The organism is Polaromonas sp. (assembly GCF_016185115.1).
In the GTDB taxonomy this organism is placed as follows: domain Bacteria; phylum Pseudomonadota; class Gammaproteobacteria; order Burkholderiales; family Burkholderiaceae_C; genus Polaromonas.
This window is the reverse complement of the sequence record NZ_JACPOF010000015.1, coordinates 265,406-280,580: the sequence shown is the minus strand read 5'-3', so window position 1 is coordinate 280,580 and position 15,175 is coordinate 265,406. Positions and strand designations below refer to the sequence as shown.

Genomic DNA, 15,175 nt, shown 5'->3' with positions numbered 1-15,175 from the left:
GTTTGCCATGAATCAAGACCCCCCCTCGCTGCCGACGACGCCCCCCAACCCCGGCACCGCGAACCCCGTGCCACGTTCACGCGTGCTTGTCGTCGACGACACGGAGGACAACCTGTTTCTGATGACAGGCCTGCTCGAGGACAAATACGATCTTCTGCTGGCCTCGTCTGGCAGGGAGGCCCTTGCCATCATCATGTCCCAGGCACCGCCTGACCTGATCCTGCTCGACATCATGATGCCGGAAATGGATGGCTATGAAGTGCTGCGCCGCATACGCCAGCACCCGCCGACAGCCACCATCCCCGTGATCTTTCTCACTGCCCTGAGCACCATGGAGGAAGAACAGCTGGGGCTGGACCTGGGCGCGGTTGACTACATTACCAAACCCATAAGCCCGCCCCTGTTGCTGACCCGCGTGCAATCGCACCTGGAGCGCAGCGGCAACGCCAGGCGCCTGCAGGCACTGTCTGAAAAACTGTCGCGCTATCTCGCACCTCAGGTTTACCAGTCACTGTTTGACGGTTCGCAGCAGGCCGAGATCCACACCGAACGCAAAAAGCTCACGGTGTTTTTCTCCGACATCAAGGACTTCACGGGTTCCACATCGAAGTGGCAACCGGAGGACATCACGCGCCTTCTGAACAGCTACTTTTCCGAGATGTCGCGCATTGCCGCTGAATATGGCGGTACGGTGGACAAATTCATCGGCGACGCCATGGTGATTTTTTTCGGCGATCCGCACAGCCGTGGGGTGCAGGAAGACGCGCTGCAATGCGTCAAGATGGCCATCGCCATGCAGCGTGCCATGACGGACCTTCAGGAATTGTGGCGCGATACGGGCGTGGGCAAGACCTTTCGCATCCGCATCGGCATCAACACCGGCTTTTGCGACGTCGGCAATTTCGGCAGCGACCTGCGCATGGACTACACCATCATCGGCCCGGAGGTCAACCTGGCTGCGCGGCTTGAACAGGCGGCCGAGCCGGGTGGCATCCTGATCTCGGGTGAAACCTACGCACTGGTCAAACACGAGATTGACACCGAGCCTTCGGTTTCCATCGACGCCAAGGGATTTTCCGAACCCATCACGGCTTATGCGGTGCGCGACAAGAGCGATCCGGGGGCGGGTATCCGCCAGCTGGTCCAGCGCGAATTGCAGGGTGTGTCCGCAAAGCTCGACCTGCCGGGACGTCCTGCAGCTGACCGCGCGGTGGTAGCCCAGGAGTTGCGCGCCATGGCAGACAGGCTCGGCACTTGAAGGCGGGCATGCGTCACGCGCTGCAAAAATACCTCGCCCGCATCCCCCTGCTGCAACATCTGATGGGGCGGCCCTCCGCGGCGGAGGAATCGCTCTCCACAGCGCTCACGGCGCAGGAAAAACGCATCAAGCACCTGACGGCGTCACAAACCTTCCTGACCAACGCCCTGAACGCCGCACCCGATGGTGTTCTGGCCATCCATTTCGCAAGCGGCGCAAAATACGTCAACCCACGATTCACCGAGATGTGGGGCCAGGCCCCCGATGCGCTGATGGCGCCAGGGCAGGAAATTGCCCTCATGACCCTGCACGCATCCCTGGTGAAGGACGGCGACCGATTCATCGCTCGCGCCAGGGAGCTGTGGATACACATGGACGGCGAGGTGTTCGACGAAATCGAGATGAAGGACGGCCGCCTTCTTGAGCGCGTCATTACCCCGGTGGAATCCAACGGCAAACGCGTGGGCCTGGTCTTCAACTTCCGCGATGTCACCGAGCGCACCCGCGCAGAGCGCAAGATTCGCTTCAACCAGCTGGTGGTTGAAAACTCCGGCCCGCTGTTCTGGCTGGACCCGGTTGCAAAACGCGTGGTGTATGCCAACAAGGCCGCTTGCGAAGAACTCGACTACCCGATTGAAGAATTCGTCGGACTTGAACTGTCTGCACTTGACGTGGACACCAGCACCGAGGCCGTGGCGCAGATCAGGGTCAGCCTGGAGGACTCTCCCAAACCGCTGCAATTCGAAAGCCGCTTTCGCTGCGGCAACGGCAAGCTGATTGATGTGGAGATCACGGTGTTCCTGGCGCAGGATGAAGAACGTGCCGTGCATGTGGCGACCTTCAAGGACATCACGGAGCAGAAACGCGCCGCCAATGAAATCAGTCGCCAGCGCAGCACCATGCGCGCGCTGGTCAGCTCCATCCCTGACCCGATTTTCTACAAGGACCATGAGGGCCGTTACCTCGGTTGCAACGATGCCTATGCGGCCATGGTCGGGCGCAGCATCGCGGAAATCCGGGGCCTGAGTTGCGAGGACCTGTTTCCGCCTGACGTGGCCGCCGCCATGCGCGCCCGAGACGAGGTCACGCTGCAGTCATTGCAGAAAATATCTGCCGAGCATTGGGTCACCTACCCCGATGGCCGGCGCGTGTTGCTCGACACCATGGTGTCCCCGCTCTGGTATGAAGACGGAAAGCAGGGCGGCCTGCTTGGCGTGAGCCGCGACATCACCGACCGCAAGCAGGAGGAGGACGCGATACGCCGCGCAAAGGAGCTGGCAGAAGAAGCCACCCGGATGAAATCCGACTTCCTGGCCAACATGAGCCACGAAATCCGCACCCCCATGAATGCCATCATCGGCATGTCGCACCTGGCGCTCAAGACCGACCTGACACCACGCCAGCGCGACTACATCGGCAAGGTGCAAAGCTCGGGCCAGCACCTGCTTGGCATCATCAACGACATCCTCGATTTCTCGAAAGTCGAGGCCGGCAAGCTCAGCCTGGAAAACATCGACTTCGAACTGGACAAGGTGCTTGACAACGTTGCCAGCCTGATTACCGACAAGTGCAGCAGCAAGGGCCTGGAGCTGGTGTTCAACGTCGAACCCGACGTGCCGCCCGCACTGGTCGGCGACTCGCTGCGCGTATCCCAGATTCTCATCAACTACGCCAACAATGCGGTCAAGTACACGGAGACTGGCGAGGTCGTGATCGCGGCACGCGTGAAGGAACGTACAGCGCACGATGTGCTGCTTCACTTCTCGGTCAGCGACACCGGCATAGGCCTCACCGACGAGCAGATCTCCCGGCTGTTCCAGAGTTTTTCGCAGGCTGACAGTTCGACCACGCGGCGCTTCGGAGGCACCGGCCTGGGGCTTGCAATTTCCAAGAATCTCGCCGGCCTCATGGGGGGCGATGTCGGCGTGACCAGTGTGCCGGGCTCCGGCAGCACCTTCTGGTTCACGGTCAGGCTGGGCATCAGCACCCTGCCCCGCCGCGTGCTGCTGCCCAACCCGGACCTGCGCGGCCGCCGGGTGCTGGTGGTGGACGACAACGTCCATGCCCGCGCCGTGCTGCGCGGGATGCTCGAGGGCATGACCTTCAGGGTGGCCGACGTGGCCTCCGGCGAGGCGGCCATGCGCACGCTGCGGTCCGCCGCGGCCGAAGGCGAACCGTTCGACATCGTCTACCTCGACTGGCGCATGCCCACCATGGACGGGATGGAGACGGCCAGGCGCATACGCGCGCTCGAACTTGAGCCTGACCCGATCATCCTGATGGTCAGCGCGCACGGCCGGGAAGAGATGATTCACGAGGCCGAAACGCTGGGCCTGAGCGGGGTGCTGGTCAAGCCCGTGAGTCCGTCCATGCTGTTTGACACCACCATGCAGGCGCTGGGTCAGGTGCGGCCCGAAAGCCGCTTCGGCGCACTCGGCGGCACCACAGGCATCGATCAACTGGCCACCGTGCAGGGCGCGCGCATCCTGCTGGCCGAAGACAACGACATCAACCAGCAGATTGCCTGCGAGCTTCTTGAAGATGCCGGCTTCTCGGTCGAAGTTGCAGAAAACGGGCAGGTGGCGCTCGACAAGGTGCAGAAGTCCAGCTATGACCTGGTGCTGATGGACATGCAGATGCCTGTGATGGACGGTATTGAGGCCACCCTGGCGATACGCCGCCTTCCCCGCCTGCAGACATTGCCGATTGTGGCGATGACGGCCAATGCCATGGCAGAAGACCGCCAGAGTTGCCTCGATGCCGGCATGAACGACTTTCTGTCCAAACCCATAGACCCCGATGGCCTGTGGCGCATGCTGATCAAATGGATACCCGGGCGCGGCGTGCTGCCCGGCCCCGCAGTGCCTGCTGCGCCGCCTGCAGCCGCCGATGCGCCAGCGGACAGCGGCCTGCCCGAAGGCATGGCCGGCCTGGACGTGCAGACCGGCCTGTCGCACATGATGGGGAAAAAGCCGCTCTATCTCGCGATGCTGCAGCGCTATGTGACGGGACAAAGGGACTGCGCCGACAACATCCGGCTGGCACTGGCTGCCGGTGATGCAGCGACCGCGCAGCGGGCAGCCCACACCCTCAAGGGCGTGTCGGGCACCATAGGCGCCACAGACGTTTCATTGCTGGCGGGGGCAGTGGAAACTGCCATCCGCGACCGGCAGGGCGACGAGAAGGTTGCAGCGGCCATCGGCGAGCTGGCTCCCCCGCTGACGGCCTTGACGGCCGCGCTGCACGACTGGCTGGCCCTGCACGCCCCGACCTGAGGCGGGAGTTGCTGCGGCCTTATTCAGGCTTGATGTTGAGCTTGTCGAGAACGCCCTGCCAGGTCCTGCGGTCCTGGTTGATGTACTGCACCAGTTGCTCCGGTGTGCCGGGGCGCGGGTAGGTGCCGAGTTCACGCGACTTGGCGATCACATCGGGCATCCTCAGCACATCGCCCATGTCCTGGTTCATTTTGGCCAGCATGGCGGGGTCCACACCCTTTTTGGCGATGACGGCAAACCAGCCGTAGGCCACGGCGCCCGGCACTGTGGCGTTGGCCAGCGGGAACTGCTCCAGGCCGGGCTCGACACGGTCACCCATGGAGGCCAGCACACGCATCTTGCCGCCCTGCACATTGCCGGCCACCACGTTGTAGGTCTCGACCATCATCTTGGTCTGGCCACCCAGCGTGGCCTGCATGGCCTGTGCGCCGCCGGGGTAATGCACCTCAAGAAACTGCGCGCCCGACTGCAGGCCCAGCAGGGCTGAAGCCAGGTGCGGCGCAGTGCCCCGGCCGTTGTCGGCCACTTCAATGCTGCCTGGTTTGGCTTTGGCTGCGGCGACAAATTCGCCCAGGGTTTTATACGGTGAGTCTGCAGGCACCGTGAGTACAAATGGCAAAACGGCAGCCAGCGTAACAGGCACGAAATCGCGGTTGAAGTCGTAGTTCACGCCCTTGATGGTGCTGGGCGCCACAGAAATGGCAGAGCCCTGCACAAAACCAAACACACTGCCGTCGGTGGGCGACGACAGGATGGTGTTCATGCCGATGACACCACTGCCGCCCGGCTTGTTGTCAACGATGACGGCCTGGCCCCATTTTTCGGTCAGCTTGACGCCCACCAGACGAATCAGCACGTCGGGTGCGGAGCCTGCGGGGAAAGGCACCACAAATCGCACGGGGGCGGTGGGCCATTTGGTGGCGGCTGTCTGGGCTTGCGCCATGGGACCAGCGGCCAGTGTTGCGACGGCCAGGGCCAAAGCAGCGCGACGCGCCATCGATACGTGAATCATCTTGTCTCCAGTCGGTTTTTATCGGTCTTGATCAGCCGACGCGCAGTTTGCGTCCGGCATCCGGAGGATGTTATTGAGCGGACAGGGGCTTGTCCATGCAAATTCGTTAATGACCGGAATTGACGGCGCTGATACTGCAGATTGTCGGCTTGCCCAGCTCTCACCCCGACCCTCTCTCAAAGGTAGTGGGAGGAATGCCGAAACGAAGCGAGGTTTTCGCAAGCAGAGCCGTGGAACCGGCTCAGCCGGGCCACAGGCGGGCGGCCCCCTCGGGGGGCAGGGCGCTACACGGAGTGAGCAACCGTGGGGGCTATAAAACCATCCCAGACCAGTTTGCAGCCGGTCAGCAGCATGCCGGCATAAAGCAGCCGGTAGAAAAGCACGGCGCTCATGGTCTTCGCCAGGCGCACGCCCACCCAGACACCCAGCGGCGCCAGCGGGATCAGCACCAGGGAAGTCGCCATATTGCGCGCATCAATCAGCCCCAGCCAGGCGTAGGGAATCCACTTGGACAGGTTGATGAAGAAAAAGAAATATGCCATGGTCGATGCAAACACCAGCGGCGACAGGCGCATGGGAATCACATAAAACGCGACCGGCGGCCCGCCCGCATGCGCGACAAAGCTGGTGAAGCCCGACACCGAGGTCAGGATCGCGCCGACCCAGCGCGGTGGATGCGGGGCGTCAGCACGGGGCGGAAACATCAGGCGCTGCGCGAGAAAAACGAGAATGAGGATGCCGACGATGCCGGCAACGATGCGGGCATCCAGCACCTTGAACAAAAGCGCCCCGATCACCGTACCCAGCAATCCAAACGGCAGAAGAAATTTCAGCAGTTTGAGGTCAACGCTCCTGCGGAATGCGGCCAACCCCAGCAGGTCAATCAGCAGCAGTATGGGCATGAGGATGGCCGCCGCCTGCGGCACCGTCACGGCCAGCGCCATCAGCGGCGCAGCAAGCGAGCCAAAACCCGCGCCAAAGCCGCTCTTGCTGATACCCATCAGCAGAACGGCGGGGATGGCGACGGCGTAGAAAAACGGGTCGGTGATGACAGGAAAACTCAAACCCGTCTTTTCTTGAAGCCCGCCCCGCGAGGGGCGGGTTGGGTGGGGGGAGCGTAAGGAATGCTGAAAGCCTGCTTCGTGCTTACAGCACGGAACAAGCCTGTTCAAACGACAGGCGCGGGTTGCGGTCAAACAGCTTGCTGTTGTCGCCGTAACCGAGGTTGATCAAAAAGTCGGCCTTGAAGCGGCCGTCAGGGAAGAACTCTGCATTGACCTTGGCCAGGTCGACACCGCTCATGGGGCCGCAATCAAGGCCGACTGCGCGTGCGGCAATCATGAAGTAGGCACCGCTGAGCGTGCCGTTGCGCACCGCCGTGCCCCCGGCCATGGGCGCATTGCCTTCGAACATTTCTTTCGCACCCGGCTTGTGCCAGATCTGCGGCATGTGCTCGTAAAAACGCGTGTCGTAGGCCACGATGACCGTGACAGGCGCGTCACGGGTCTTGTCGAGGTTGCCGGGCGACAGTGCTGGCAGCAGGCGTGCACGCGACTCGGCGCTGTTCAGAAAGACATAACGCGCGGGTTGCGTGTTCATCGAGGTCGCGCCCATCTTCGCGATGTCATAGACCTCCTTGAGCAGTTCCAGCGGCACAGGCTTGTCGATAAAACCGTTGGCGGTGCGTGCGTTGAAGAAGAGCTGGTCCAGGCTGGCCTGGGCAATTTTTGTCGTCATGATTGTTGTGCCTGAAAATAAAAAAGACAGCGCGATTAAACCACCGCGCTGCCGGATCTGCCGGACATGGGTTTTACAGGGGGGCCATGCGGGTTTTAACCCAGCCATGCCTGCCCCGCATGCGCCCTATTCCGCCTTGATGTCCAGTTCGCGTATCAGTTTTGACCAGAACTCGGTGTCACGCTTGACCAGCGCACGCGTCTCCGGCAGGGACAGGCTCAGCGAGCGCCCGCCCGCCTTGCGGAAGGTGTCGCTGACATCGCGTGAGGCAATGATGGTGTCCATCTCCTTACGCAGGCGTTCCAGCACCTTGGGCGGCGTTTTGGCTGGCGCAAAGAGGCCAAACCACGATTCAAGCTCAAGCTTTGCAACCCCGCTGTCGCGGATGGTCGGCACGTCGGGCAGCGTGGGCTGGCGCGTGGCGCCCGACACCGCGAGGGCGCGCACATTGCCGCTTTCAATCTGTGGGCGGGCCGTGGGCGAGAGGTCAAAGAACATGTCGACGCGTCCGCCTATCAGGTCCTGGTAGGCCATCTGCGCACCGCGGTAAGGCACGTGCGTGATGTCGACACCGGCCTGCTGCCAGAGCGCCGCGGCGAGCACATGCTGGCCAGAACCAACGCCAGCCGAGGCGTAGGTCAGCTTGCCGGGGTTGGCCCTGGCGTAGGCGATCACGTCCTTCAGCGTCTTGTAAGGCAGGTCCTTGCGGCACATCAGCGTGTAGCTGTACGAAACTGCCAGCCCCAGCGGCTCGAAGTCGCGCAGGCTGTTGTACGGCGGGTTCTTGTACAGGCCCATATTGAGGGCAATGTTGGAGATCGAACCGACCACCAGCGTGTAGCCATCAGCGTCGGCCTTCGCTGCCAGGTCGGTGCCATTGAGCGTGCCCGAACCAGTGCGGTTTTCAACCACCACAGGCTGCTTCAGCGCCTTGCCGAGCCTGTCGGCCAGCAATCGGCCCACCACATCAAAACCACCACCGGGTGGCTGCGGCACGATGACGCGCAATGGTTTGTTTGGAAAGGCCGGCGCCTGGGCAAACACTGACGGCGCACCGGCAGCGGCCAGCGCCGCAAGCGCCGTCCGGCGGTTGAGGGAATAGGTCATGAAGGTCTCCTGCGAAAATATTGGGGATCAGCTGTTCATCGTTCGAGCACACCACCGGCCAGCCAGCGTGCACCACGCGCATAAAGCTCATCGACCACGGGCCCCTGCAGCATGGGCATGTCCATCTTCACGGTGTAGCCGATGCGGGTCTGGATGTAGGCGAGGTGGCGGTAGCCCGCCGGCATGGACGCCAGCACCTTCGCATCCAGCCTGAGCTGCGCGGTCGAGTCCAGCGGATCAATGCGGTCTTTTTCGTAGATCGGCTGGCGATGCAGCACCTTCCACTCGCCTTCATGTTTGGTCATGAAGTCATAAAAGCGGCCTGTGCAGACCACGTCGCACATCACCGGGCCGTCTTCACCCTCGACGTTGCCGCGCTGGGAAATCGTCATCTTGGTTTGCGCAATCGCGCGGTCGCCCTTGACCTCGATAGCCGAGCCACCCAGAAAGTGAAGAATGCTCACACCCTTGGCCCAGCCTTCCTGGGTCACGCGGATGAAGTCGGCAAACGGGCCCTGGAACCAGGTCGCTTCCATGCGGCCTTCGGGGTGCCAGACGGTGGCAAAACGCGCCCAGTCACCGGCATCGCGCCAGACGGCCCAGCGTTCTATGGTCTGGCGTATGCGGAGTTCGTCGTTCAGGGTATCGGTCATCAGTGTCTTTCGGTGCAGTTTTTTGTCAGTTCATATAAAGAAACAAGTTCTTGTATATGAACTTTAATCAGGCAGGGCACTGACAGCTCCAAGGGTTTTCACTGATTTTTTGTATGTGCTGCGGAAAATTCATTTGTGAAATATGGAACGATGCTTCTGGTATCGATGGACAGAGTGCAGCTACTATCAGTTTTCTTGTTCACATATATAAACAAAATGTAAAATGCCAAGCGAATGACAGAACCCGCCACAGCCGTCAAATCTGCAGACCGTGTACTCGATGTGCTCGAACTGCTGGCGCAGCGCGGGCAGGACATGTCGCATACCGACATGTCCGAAGCACTGGGCATTCCCAAAAGCAGCCTGACACAGCTGCTGCGCAACCTCACGGCGCGCGGCTACCTTGATTACTCGGCAGTGTCGCGCGGCTACCGGCTGGGTGAAGCGGTGTCACGCCTGGCGGGGCGGGCCATGCAGGGCCGCAGCATCCTCGGCATCGTCGAGCCGGTGCTGGCGGAAATCACCGAGGCCTGCCGCGAATCGAGTGCCTTTAATCAGCTCTCAGGCATGCAGTCGGAAGTGGTGGCATCTGTCAGCAGCTCGCAGCGCCTGGTATCGCACATGCGCAAGGGCGACCTGGCGCCGCTGTATGCCACCTCGGGCGGCAAGGCGCTGCTGGCCTTCATGCCTGAAGCCGAACGCGAAGCTTATTTGCGCAGCGTGAAGTTCGAGGCTGTTACGCCCAACACCATTCGCAGCGAGAAAGAACTGCGAAAGCAGATCAGGGCCGTGCGGGAAACCGGCGTGGCTTATGTGTCTGAAGAATTCACGCCCGGTATCTGCGGCGTGGCCATGCCGGTGCTGTCAAGCGCGGGCATGGCGCTGGGCTCCATCAACGTCGCCGTACCGGCCGTGCGTTTCGACGACGTGGCGCGCGAACGGATTCTGAAAGCGCTGAACAAGGCACTGGTCGCCATACAGCGCAGTCTGGCGGCGCAGGCCGGCTGACTGCTTTACAGCGAGCCCTGCGCAGCAGGCTTCAGGTCGTGTTTCCCCAGTGAAAACGAGAGCGCGTAGATGTCATGTGTCATGGCTTCGACGGCGCCTGCAGCCTTGAGGCTCTGTGGCGACAACTCGTTCGCCAGGGCGTGTTGCAACACCTCTGTTTCATAAGACGACAGCAGCACGATCCAGTCGGCGACGGCATCTCCGCCGCGGATTTTCTGCTCCTGCGTCATGGCTGCCTCGGGCGTTTTGGTTTGCAGCAGGTGTGCCCCGGTGATGCCCCTGCTTTCAGCCAGGCGGGCAAGCAATTTTTCGAGCCAGTCCAGCAAGGGACCTTCCTGGCCCTCAGCAGGTGAAAGGCGAATCGTCAGCATGGCCCGGCCCAGTCCGCCGCCAAAACTGCTCTGCAGCTTGCACTGGCTGCGCACCATGTGCAGGTGGTGCGGCATCATCTTCATGGACCAGGGCGTCGGATTGTTGAGGCTTTGCAGGTAACCCGGCGACGTCAGCGTTTCATAGGACGCCAGCTCATACATCACAAAGAAGCCGGGCCCGCCGTCGATGTTGGACCAGCGTGAACCGCGGAGGAAGCCTTCAATGCCCATGCGCTCCGGAAAATGTTCGCGCGAGTGCCAGTCCTGGAACTCCTCGCGTTGCGCAGGCAGGATGTCCCACCACATGGCGACTGCAGCATTACCTGAAAGTGTCATAGCTAACCCTATTCCATTTCTAATTTATTGCGAGACCAGGCGCCCTGCCGCAGACAGTGTTGTAGCACGGCAAGGCGGGGCAACAACGTATCGTGATGAAGTAGAAATGGAATCAGTAGAACCAGCTTGCCGGCACGGTAACCAGTTTCGGAAACACCACCATCAGGAACATGATGGCGAACTCCGCGATCATGAAAGGAATGACACCCCTGGTGACATCGTCCATGCTGATCTTGCCGACACCCGCCACCACATTGAGCACCGTGCCCACCGGCGGCGTCACCAGCCCTATCGAGTTGTTGATGATGAACAGCACGCCGAAGTAAACCGGGTCTATGCCCGCGGCCTTGACCACGGGCATCAGCACCGGCGTGAGGATCAGGATGGTGGGCGTCATGTCCATCGCCGTGCCGACGGCCATGACCAGCACCATGATGGCGAACATCAGCAGAATGGGGCTGCCCATGAAAGGCTTGAGCAGTTCCACCACCATGGCCGGCAGGTTGGCGACGGTGATCAGCCAGGCACTGACCATCGCGGCAGCAATCAGGAACATCACGATGGCGCTGGTCTTGGCTGACGCCACGAACACGGCGTAGAGCTGCGACAGCTTGAGTTCGCGATAGATGACGGTGGACACGAACAGGGCGTAGACGGCAGCCACCACGGCCGCCTCGGTCGGCGTGAACACGCCCATGCGCAGGCCGACCAGAATGATGACCGGCAGGACCAGCGCCCAGGTGGCTTCGCGGAAGGCCTTCATGATCTCGGTGGCCGACTTGCGCGGCGGCGGCACGATCTTCTCGCTGCGCACCAGCCAGGCCCAGGTGATCCAGAGTGCGCCGCCAATCAGCAGGCCCGGCACGATGGCCGCCAGGAAGAGCTTGGAGATAGACACGTTGGCCGCGACGCCGAAGATCACCAGCCCGATGCTGGGCGGAATGACCGGACCGATGACACCCACGGAGGCGATCAGGCCACCGGCACGTACCTTGTCGTGCCCGGCCTTGACCATCATCGGCAACAGCAGCGCGGTGAGCGCGGCCGCATCGGCGACCGCCGAGCCGGACAGCGCCGACAGCAGGCAGCCGGCCATGATGGTCACGTAGCCCAGCCCGCCCTTGACGTGGCCGACCAGCGCCAGCGCGAGGTCGACGATGCGGCGCGACAGGCCGCCGACATTCATGATCTCGCCGGCCAGCATGAAAAAAGGCACAGCCAGCAGCGGGAAGCTGTCGGCGCCGCCGACCAGGTTCTGTGCCAGGATCTGCGCATCGAAGAGCTGCAGATGCCACATCAGGGCCACACCGCTGGCGAGCAATGCAAACGCAATGGGAATGCCCAGGGCCATGGCGGCCAGCAGCGAGCCGATAAAAATGGCAATGGTCATGAACGCGCTCCGATTTTGTCTGACTCTCGCGCGTCGTCCAGCACCTGCTTGAGCTGCACGGCCTCTTCCGACTCCTGCACCATGACCAGCTGGTCATCCGACAGCTGGCCGCTGACGACCTTCCACAAATCCAGCAGCAGCAGCCCGCATGCAAGCACGCCGAACACAAGACCCGAGAGATAGACGATGGACATCGACCAGCCGGTCGTGGGCGCAGTGACGTCCAGGTTGATCTTGACCTGCTCCCAACTGCCCATGGCCAGCAGCACGACGATGAAGATCATCAGCACGTGGCCGACGATGAGGCAGATCTTCTTGCCGATGACGGGCAGCTTGCCAACGACCATGTCGATGCCAAGGTGACCGTGTTCGCGCAGCGCGACGAGGGCACCGAGGAAGGTGCCCCAGATGAAGAGCCAGCGCGACACTTCTTCGGACACCGTGATGCCCGAGTTGAAGCCGTAGCGCAGCACGACATTGCCGAACACCAGCACGACCATGATGGCCAGGCCGAGTGCGATGAGGAACTCGATGCCCTTGCAGGCCTTGTCGACAAACTTGTCCATGTCAGTTTTGCGCGGCAGTGGCCTGCGCTTCACGCGCGATATCGGTCACGACCCGCAAGCCCTCTAGGTACGAGCGCGGACCGAAGCCCTGGATCGTGCCCTTCACGGCCGGCGAGATGATCGAGTGGTGGCGCCAGGGTTCACGTGTCGCAAGGTTGGACATGTGCACCTCGATCACCGGGAAGGGCATGGCCTTGATGGCGTCGTGCAGCGGCACGCCATGCTGGGTGAGCCCGGCGGGGTTGACCAGCGCGCCCTGCGCCGAGTCGATGTTCTCATGCAGGAAATCAATCAGCGCGCCTTCATGGTTCGACTGTATGGTCTCCAGCGTGACGCCCAGTTCCCCTGCCAGTTTTGCCAGCATGTCGTTGATCTGTGCGAGCGTCGTGGTGCCGTAGATGTGCGGCTCGCGCCGGCCGAACAGGTTCAGGTTCGGCCCGTGAAGGACAAGTATTTTCATGGAACTCAATTCATGGGGATCAGAACTTCGACACCCGCTCCAGCTCGGACTTGAACAGCGTCACGACGGCAGGGTCATAGGCGGCGGAGAACTTGTCATAGACGGGGCGCACTTCGGCGCGCATCTTGGCAAGCTCGGCAGCCGGAACGTCGTTGTACAGCATGCCCTTGGCCGTCAGTTCACCCAGCGCCTTGGCCGAGACTTCACGGCTGACCACACGCTGCCAGTTTTGTGCTTCGATGGCGGCATCCGCCAGGATCTTCTGTTCGGCAGCCGAGAGGCGGTCCCAGAAGCGCTTGCTGATCTGGATAGGGTTGGTCGCGTAAACGTGATTGGTGCCGCTCACGTACTTCTGCACTTCGTAGAACTTGCTCGACGCGATGACCGCGAAGGGGTTTTCCTCGCCATCCACAGCCTTGCTCTCAAGCGCTCCGTACAGCTCGGCAAAAGGCATGGGCACAGGGTTGGCCTTGAAGGTCTTGAAGGTTTCAAGGAACACCGGGTTCGGGATCACGCGCAGCTTCAGGCCTTCCAGGTCGGCACCCTTCATGATGGGGCGCTTGCTGTTGGTGACGTTGCGAAAGCCCAGGTCGAAGAAGCCCAGAACGATCACGCCCTTTTCAGGCAGTTTGGAGGTGAGCATCTTGCCCAGGGGGCCGTCGACCAGCGCGTCGGCCTGCTTCGCATTGGCGAAGAGGAAGGGAAAGTCCAGCAGGCCGAATTCCTTGACGATGCCGTTCAATGACGTGGTCGACGCGACCAGCATTTCCTGCACACCGCCCTGCAAAGCCGATTGCTGCTGCAGCTCATTGCCGAGCTGGGAAGCCGCGAATTCCTGCACCTTGATCTTGCCGCCGGTCTTGGCTGCAACGATTTCGGCGAACTTGCGGACGCCCAGGCTGGTCGGGTGGTCAGGGTTGTTCAGGTGACCAAACTTGATGGTGCGTTCCTGGATCTGGGCCATGGCGGGCATGGCAAAAGCAAATGACAGGGCGGCTGCAAGGCCAAGGGCGAGCGGGCGGCGGGTGAATTTCATGAACGGTCTCCTGATGAAGTTTTGAGGAAGTGGCGGGATTTTGCATAAATTTTCCACAAGAATGGAAAGTCTTTCCATAATGGAAAACCATTACCATTAATCAATTGCAGCCCCGCCTTGGGCATGGCCCAATAGCCCGGTTCAAACCGAAAAAACACGATACAACGCGACCCACGACATGAGCAACCTGCTGGAAAGAAGCTTCAAAACGCTGGAACAACTCGCGGTGCACCCCGAAGGGCAAACCGTCTCCACCATCGCAGCGACGCTGGACATGCCGCTCAGCGCGACCCACCGGCTGCTGGCCGAACTGGTGCGCTGCGGTTATGTGCGCCAGGTCAGGGAACAGGGTGAGTATGTACTCACCATCAAGCTGGTCTCACTGGGACTGGGATTTTTGAGCGCGTCTGGCGTGGTCGATGTGGCCCAGCCGCTGCTCGACCGCCTGGCTGAAGAATCCGGCGAGCTGGTACGCCTGGCCGTGGTGGATGGTGACGACCTGACCTTTGTGGCGAAGGCTCAGGGCGCGCGGCGCGGCCTGCGTTATGACCCAGACATGGGCCTGTCGGTGAGTTTGTCCTGCAGCTCGGCCGGCCATGCCTGGCTGTCGACCATGACAGATGAAGAAGCGCTTCAACTGGTCGCAAAACAGGGTTTTGGCAAGCCGCAGGATTTCGGTCCCAACGCGCCCACGACCGTGCAAGAGCTTCTCAAGTACATACAAACGGCGCGCAAACGCGGCTTCGCCACCATCAGCGAGGTGTTCTCGCCCGCCATGAGCGCCATGGCCGCGCCCATACGCTCGCCCTCGGGCACCATTGGTGTGGTGACGATTGCCGGCCCGCTGATTCGCCTGACCGAAGCGCGCATGGAAGAACTCTCCAATGCGCTGATCAGTACCGCCGAAGACATACAGGCCGCAAGCGGCGCGTCGGCGATGTTCAAAAAACGCGCCTGATTAGGCCG

General features: G+C 61.6%; 14 protein-coding genes. 4 read left to right on the top strand and 10 right to left on the bottom strand.

What is annotated here, in order from left to right:
• Positions 1-7 precede the first annotated feature (7 nt).
• A complete protein-coding gene (locus HYX42_RS07760; RefSeq protein WP_293401537.1) occupies positions 8-1,258 on the top strand; it encodes an adenylate/guanylate cyclase domain-containing protein in 1,251 nt (416 codons plus the stop codon).
• An 8-nt stretch (positions 1,259-1,266) separates the two neighbouring features.
• The gene (locus HYX42_RS07755; RefSeq protein ID WP_293401535.1) at positions 1,267-4,533 is read left to right on the top strand and encodes a response regulator; all 3,267 of its coding nucleotides are present in this window, start codon (positions 1,267-1,269) and stop codon (positions 4,531-4,533) included.
• Positions 4,534-4,552: 19 nt separating this feature from the next.
• On the opposite strand, the gene HYX42_RS07750 is transcribed toward HYX42_RS07755, so the two are convergent.
• The 5 genes from HYX42_RS07750 to HYX42_RS07730 form a co-directional block, all read right to left on the bottom strand.
• On the bottom strand, positions 4,553-5,545 hold the full coding sequence (locus HYX42_RS07750) for a tripartite tricarboxylate transporter substrate binding protein (protein WP_293401534.1): 993 nt from the start codon (positions 5,543-5,545) through the stop codon (positions 4,553-4,555).
• 284 nt (positions 5,546-5,829) lie between these two features.
• Positions 5,830-6,609 (bottom strand): sulfite exporter TauE/SafE family protein, encoded by a 780-nt coding sequence (locus HYX42_RS07745; RefSeq protein ID WP_293401533.1) that lies wholly within the window; start codon positions 6,607-6,609, stop codon positions 5,830-5,832.
• A gap of 82 nt (positions 6,610-6,691) precedes the next feature.
• On the bottom strand, positions 6,692-7,282 hold the full coding sequence (locus HYX42_RS07740; RefSeq protein WP_293401531.1) for a malonic semialdehyde reductase: 591 nt from the start codon (positions 7,280-7,282) through the stop codon (positions 6,692-6,694).
• Between the two features lie 126 nt (positions 7,283-7,408).
• Positions 7,409-8,389, bottom strand: a complete 981-nt coding sequence (locus HYX42_RS07735; protein WP_293401529.1) for a tripartite tricarboxylate transporter substrate binding protein — start codon at positions 8,387-8,389, stop codon at positions 7,409-7,411.
• Between the two features lie 35 nt (positions 8,390-8,424).
• A complete protein-coding gene (locus tag HYX42_RS07730; RefSeq protein ID WP_293401527.1) occupies positions 8,425-9,042 on the bottom strand; it encodes a nuclear transport factor 2 family protein in 618 nt (205 codons plus the stop codon).
• A 234-nt stretch (positions 9,043-9,276) separates the two neighbouring features.
• Here HYX42_RS07730 and HYX42_RS07725 point away from each other — a divergent pair, with 234 nt between their 5' ends.
• Entirely contained in the window at positions 9,277-10,050 is a 774-nt protein-coding gene (locus HYX42_RS07725; protein ID WP_293401525.1) for an IclR family transcriptional regulator, read from the top strand.
• A gap of 5 nt (positions 10,051-10,055) precedes the next feature.
• Here the strand turns inward: HYX42_RS07725 and HYX42_RS07720 are convergent, their stop codons facing one another.
• From HYX42_RS07720 to HYX42_RS07700, 5 genes are all read right to left on the bottom strand, one after another.
• On the bottom strand, positions 10,056-10,757 hold the full coding sequence (locus tag HYX42_RS07720) for a hypothetical protein (RefSeq protein WP_293401523.1): 702 nt from the start codon (positions 10,755-10,757) through the stop codon (positions 10,056-10,058).
• A gap of 112 nt (positions 10,758-10,869) precedes the next feature.
• Complete coding sequence (locus HYX42_RS07715; RefSeq protein WP_293401522.1) at positions 10,870-12,147, bottom strand: TRAP transporter large permease subunit; 1,278 nt, start codon at positions 12,145-12,147, stop codon at positions 10,870-10,872.
• Positions 12,144-12,713, bottom strand: a complete 570-nt coding sequence (locus tag HYX42_RS07710) for a TRAP transporter small permease (RefSeq protein ID WP_293401521.1) — start codon at positions 12,711-12,713, stop codon at positions 12,144-12,146. The genes HYX42_RS07715 and HYX42_RS07710 overlap by 4 nt, the downstream gene beginning before the upstream one ends.
• A 1-nt stretch (position 12,714) precedes the next feature.
• Positions 12,715-13,173, bottom strand: coding sequence for a type II 3-dehydroquinate dehydratase (locus tag HYX42_RS07705; protein ID WP_293401520.1), 459 nt, complete (start codon positions 13,171-13,173; stop codon positions 12,715-12,717).
• Between the two features lie 19 nt (positions 13,174-13,192).
• Positions 13,193-14,209: a TRAP transporter substrate-binding protein gene (locus HYX42_RS07700; RefSeq protein WP_293401518.1), complete on the bottom strand. Its 1,017-nt coding sequence runs from the start codon at positions 14,207-14,209 to the stop codon at positions 13,193-13,195.
• Positions 14,210-14,387: 178 nt separating this feature from the next.
• Here HYX42_RS07700 and HYX42_RS07695 point away from each other — a divergent pair, with 178 nt between their 5' ends.
• Positions 14,388-15,167 carry an IclR family transcriptional regulator gene (locus tag HYX42_RS07695; protein WP_293401516.1) on the top strand — a complete coding sequence of 260 codons (780 nt, stop codon included), beginning with the start codon at positions 14,388-14,390 and terminating at the stop codon, positions 15,165-15,167.
• Positions 15,168-15,175 lie beyond the last annotated feature (8 nt).

Coding starts and splice junctions, on each gene's coding strand:
- HYX42_RS07705 (WP_293401520.1), bottom strand. CDS start 13,173: ATGAAAATACTTGTCCTTCACGGGCCGAACCTGAACCTGTTCGGCCGG.
- HYX42_RS07760 (WP_293401537.1), top strand. CDS start 8: ATGAATCAAGACCCCCCCTCGCTGCCGACGACGCCCCCCAACCCCGGC.
- HYX42_RS07735 (WP_293401529.1), bottom strand. CDS start 8,389: ATGACCTATTCCCTCAACCGCCGGACGGCGCTTGCGGCGCTGGCCGCT.
- HYX42_RS07725 (WP_293401525.1), top strand. CDS start 9,277: ATGACAGAACCCGCCACAGCCGTCAAATCTGCAGACCGTGTACTCGAT.
- HYX42_RS07730 (WP_293401527.1), bottom strand. CDS start 9,042: ATGACCGATACCCTGAACGACGAACTCCGCATACGCCAGACCATAGAA.
- HYX42_RS07755 (WP_293401535.1), top strand. CDS start 1,267: ATGCGTCACGCGCTGCAAAAATACCTCGCCCGCATCCCCCTGCTGCAA.
- HYX42_RS07710 (WP_293401521.1), bottom strand. CDS start 12,713: ATGGACAAGTTTGTCGACAAGGCCTGCAAGGGCATCGAGTTCCTCATC.
- HYX42_RS07740 (WP_293401531.1), bottom strand. CDS start 7,282: ATGACGACAAAAATTGCCCAGGCCAGCCTGGACCAGCTCTTCTTCAAC.
- HYX42_RS07700 (WP_293401518.1), bottom strand. CDS start 14,209: ATGAAATTCACCCGCCGCCCGCTCGCCCTTGGCCTTGCAGCCGCCCTG.
- HYX42_RS07750 (WP_293401534.1), bottom strand. CDS start 5,545: ATGATTCACGTATCGATGGCGCGTCGCGCTGCTTTGGCCCTGGCCGTC.
- HYX42_RS07695 (WP_293401516.1), top strand. CDS start 14,388: ATGAGCAACCTGCTGGAAAGAAGCTTCAAAACGCTGGAACAACTCGCG.
- HYX42_RS07715 (WP_293401522.1), bottom strand. CDS start 12,147: ATGACCATTGCCATTTTTATCGGCTCGCTGCTGGCCGCCATGGCCCTG.
- HYX42_RS07720 (WP_293401523.1), bottom strand. CDS start 10,757: ATGACACTTTCAGGTAATGCTGCAGTCGCCATGTGGTGGGACATCCTG.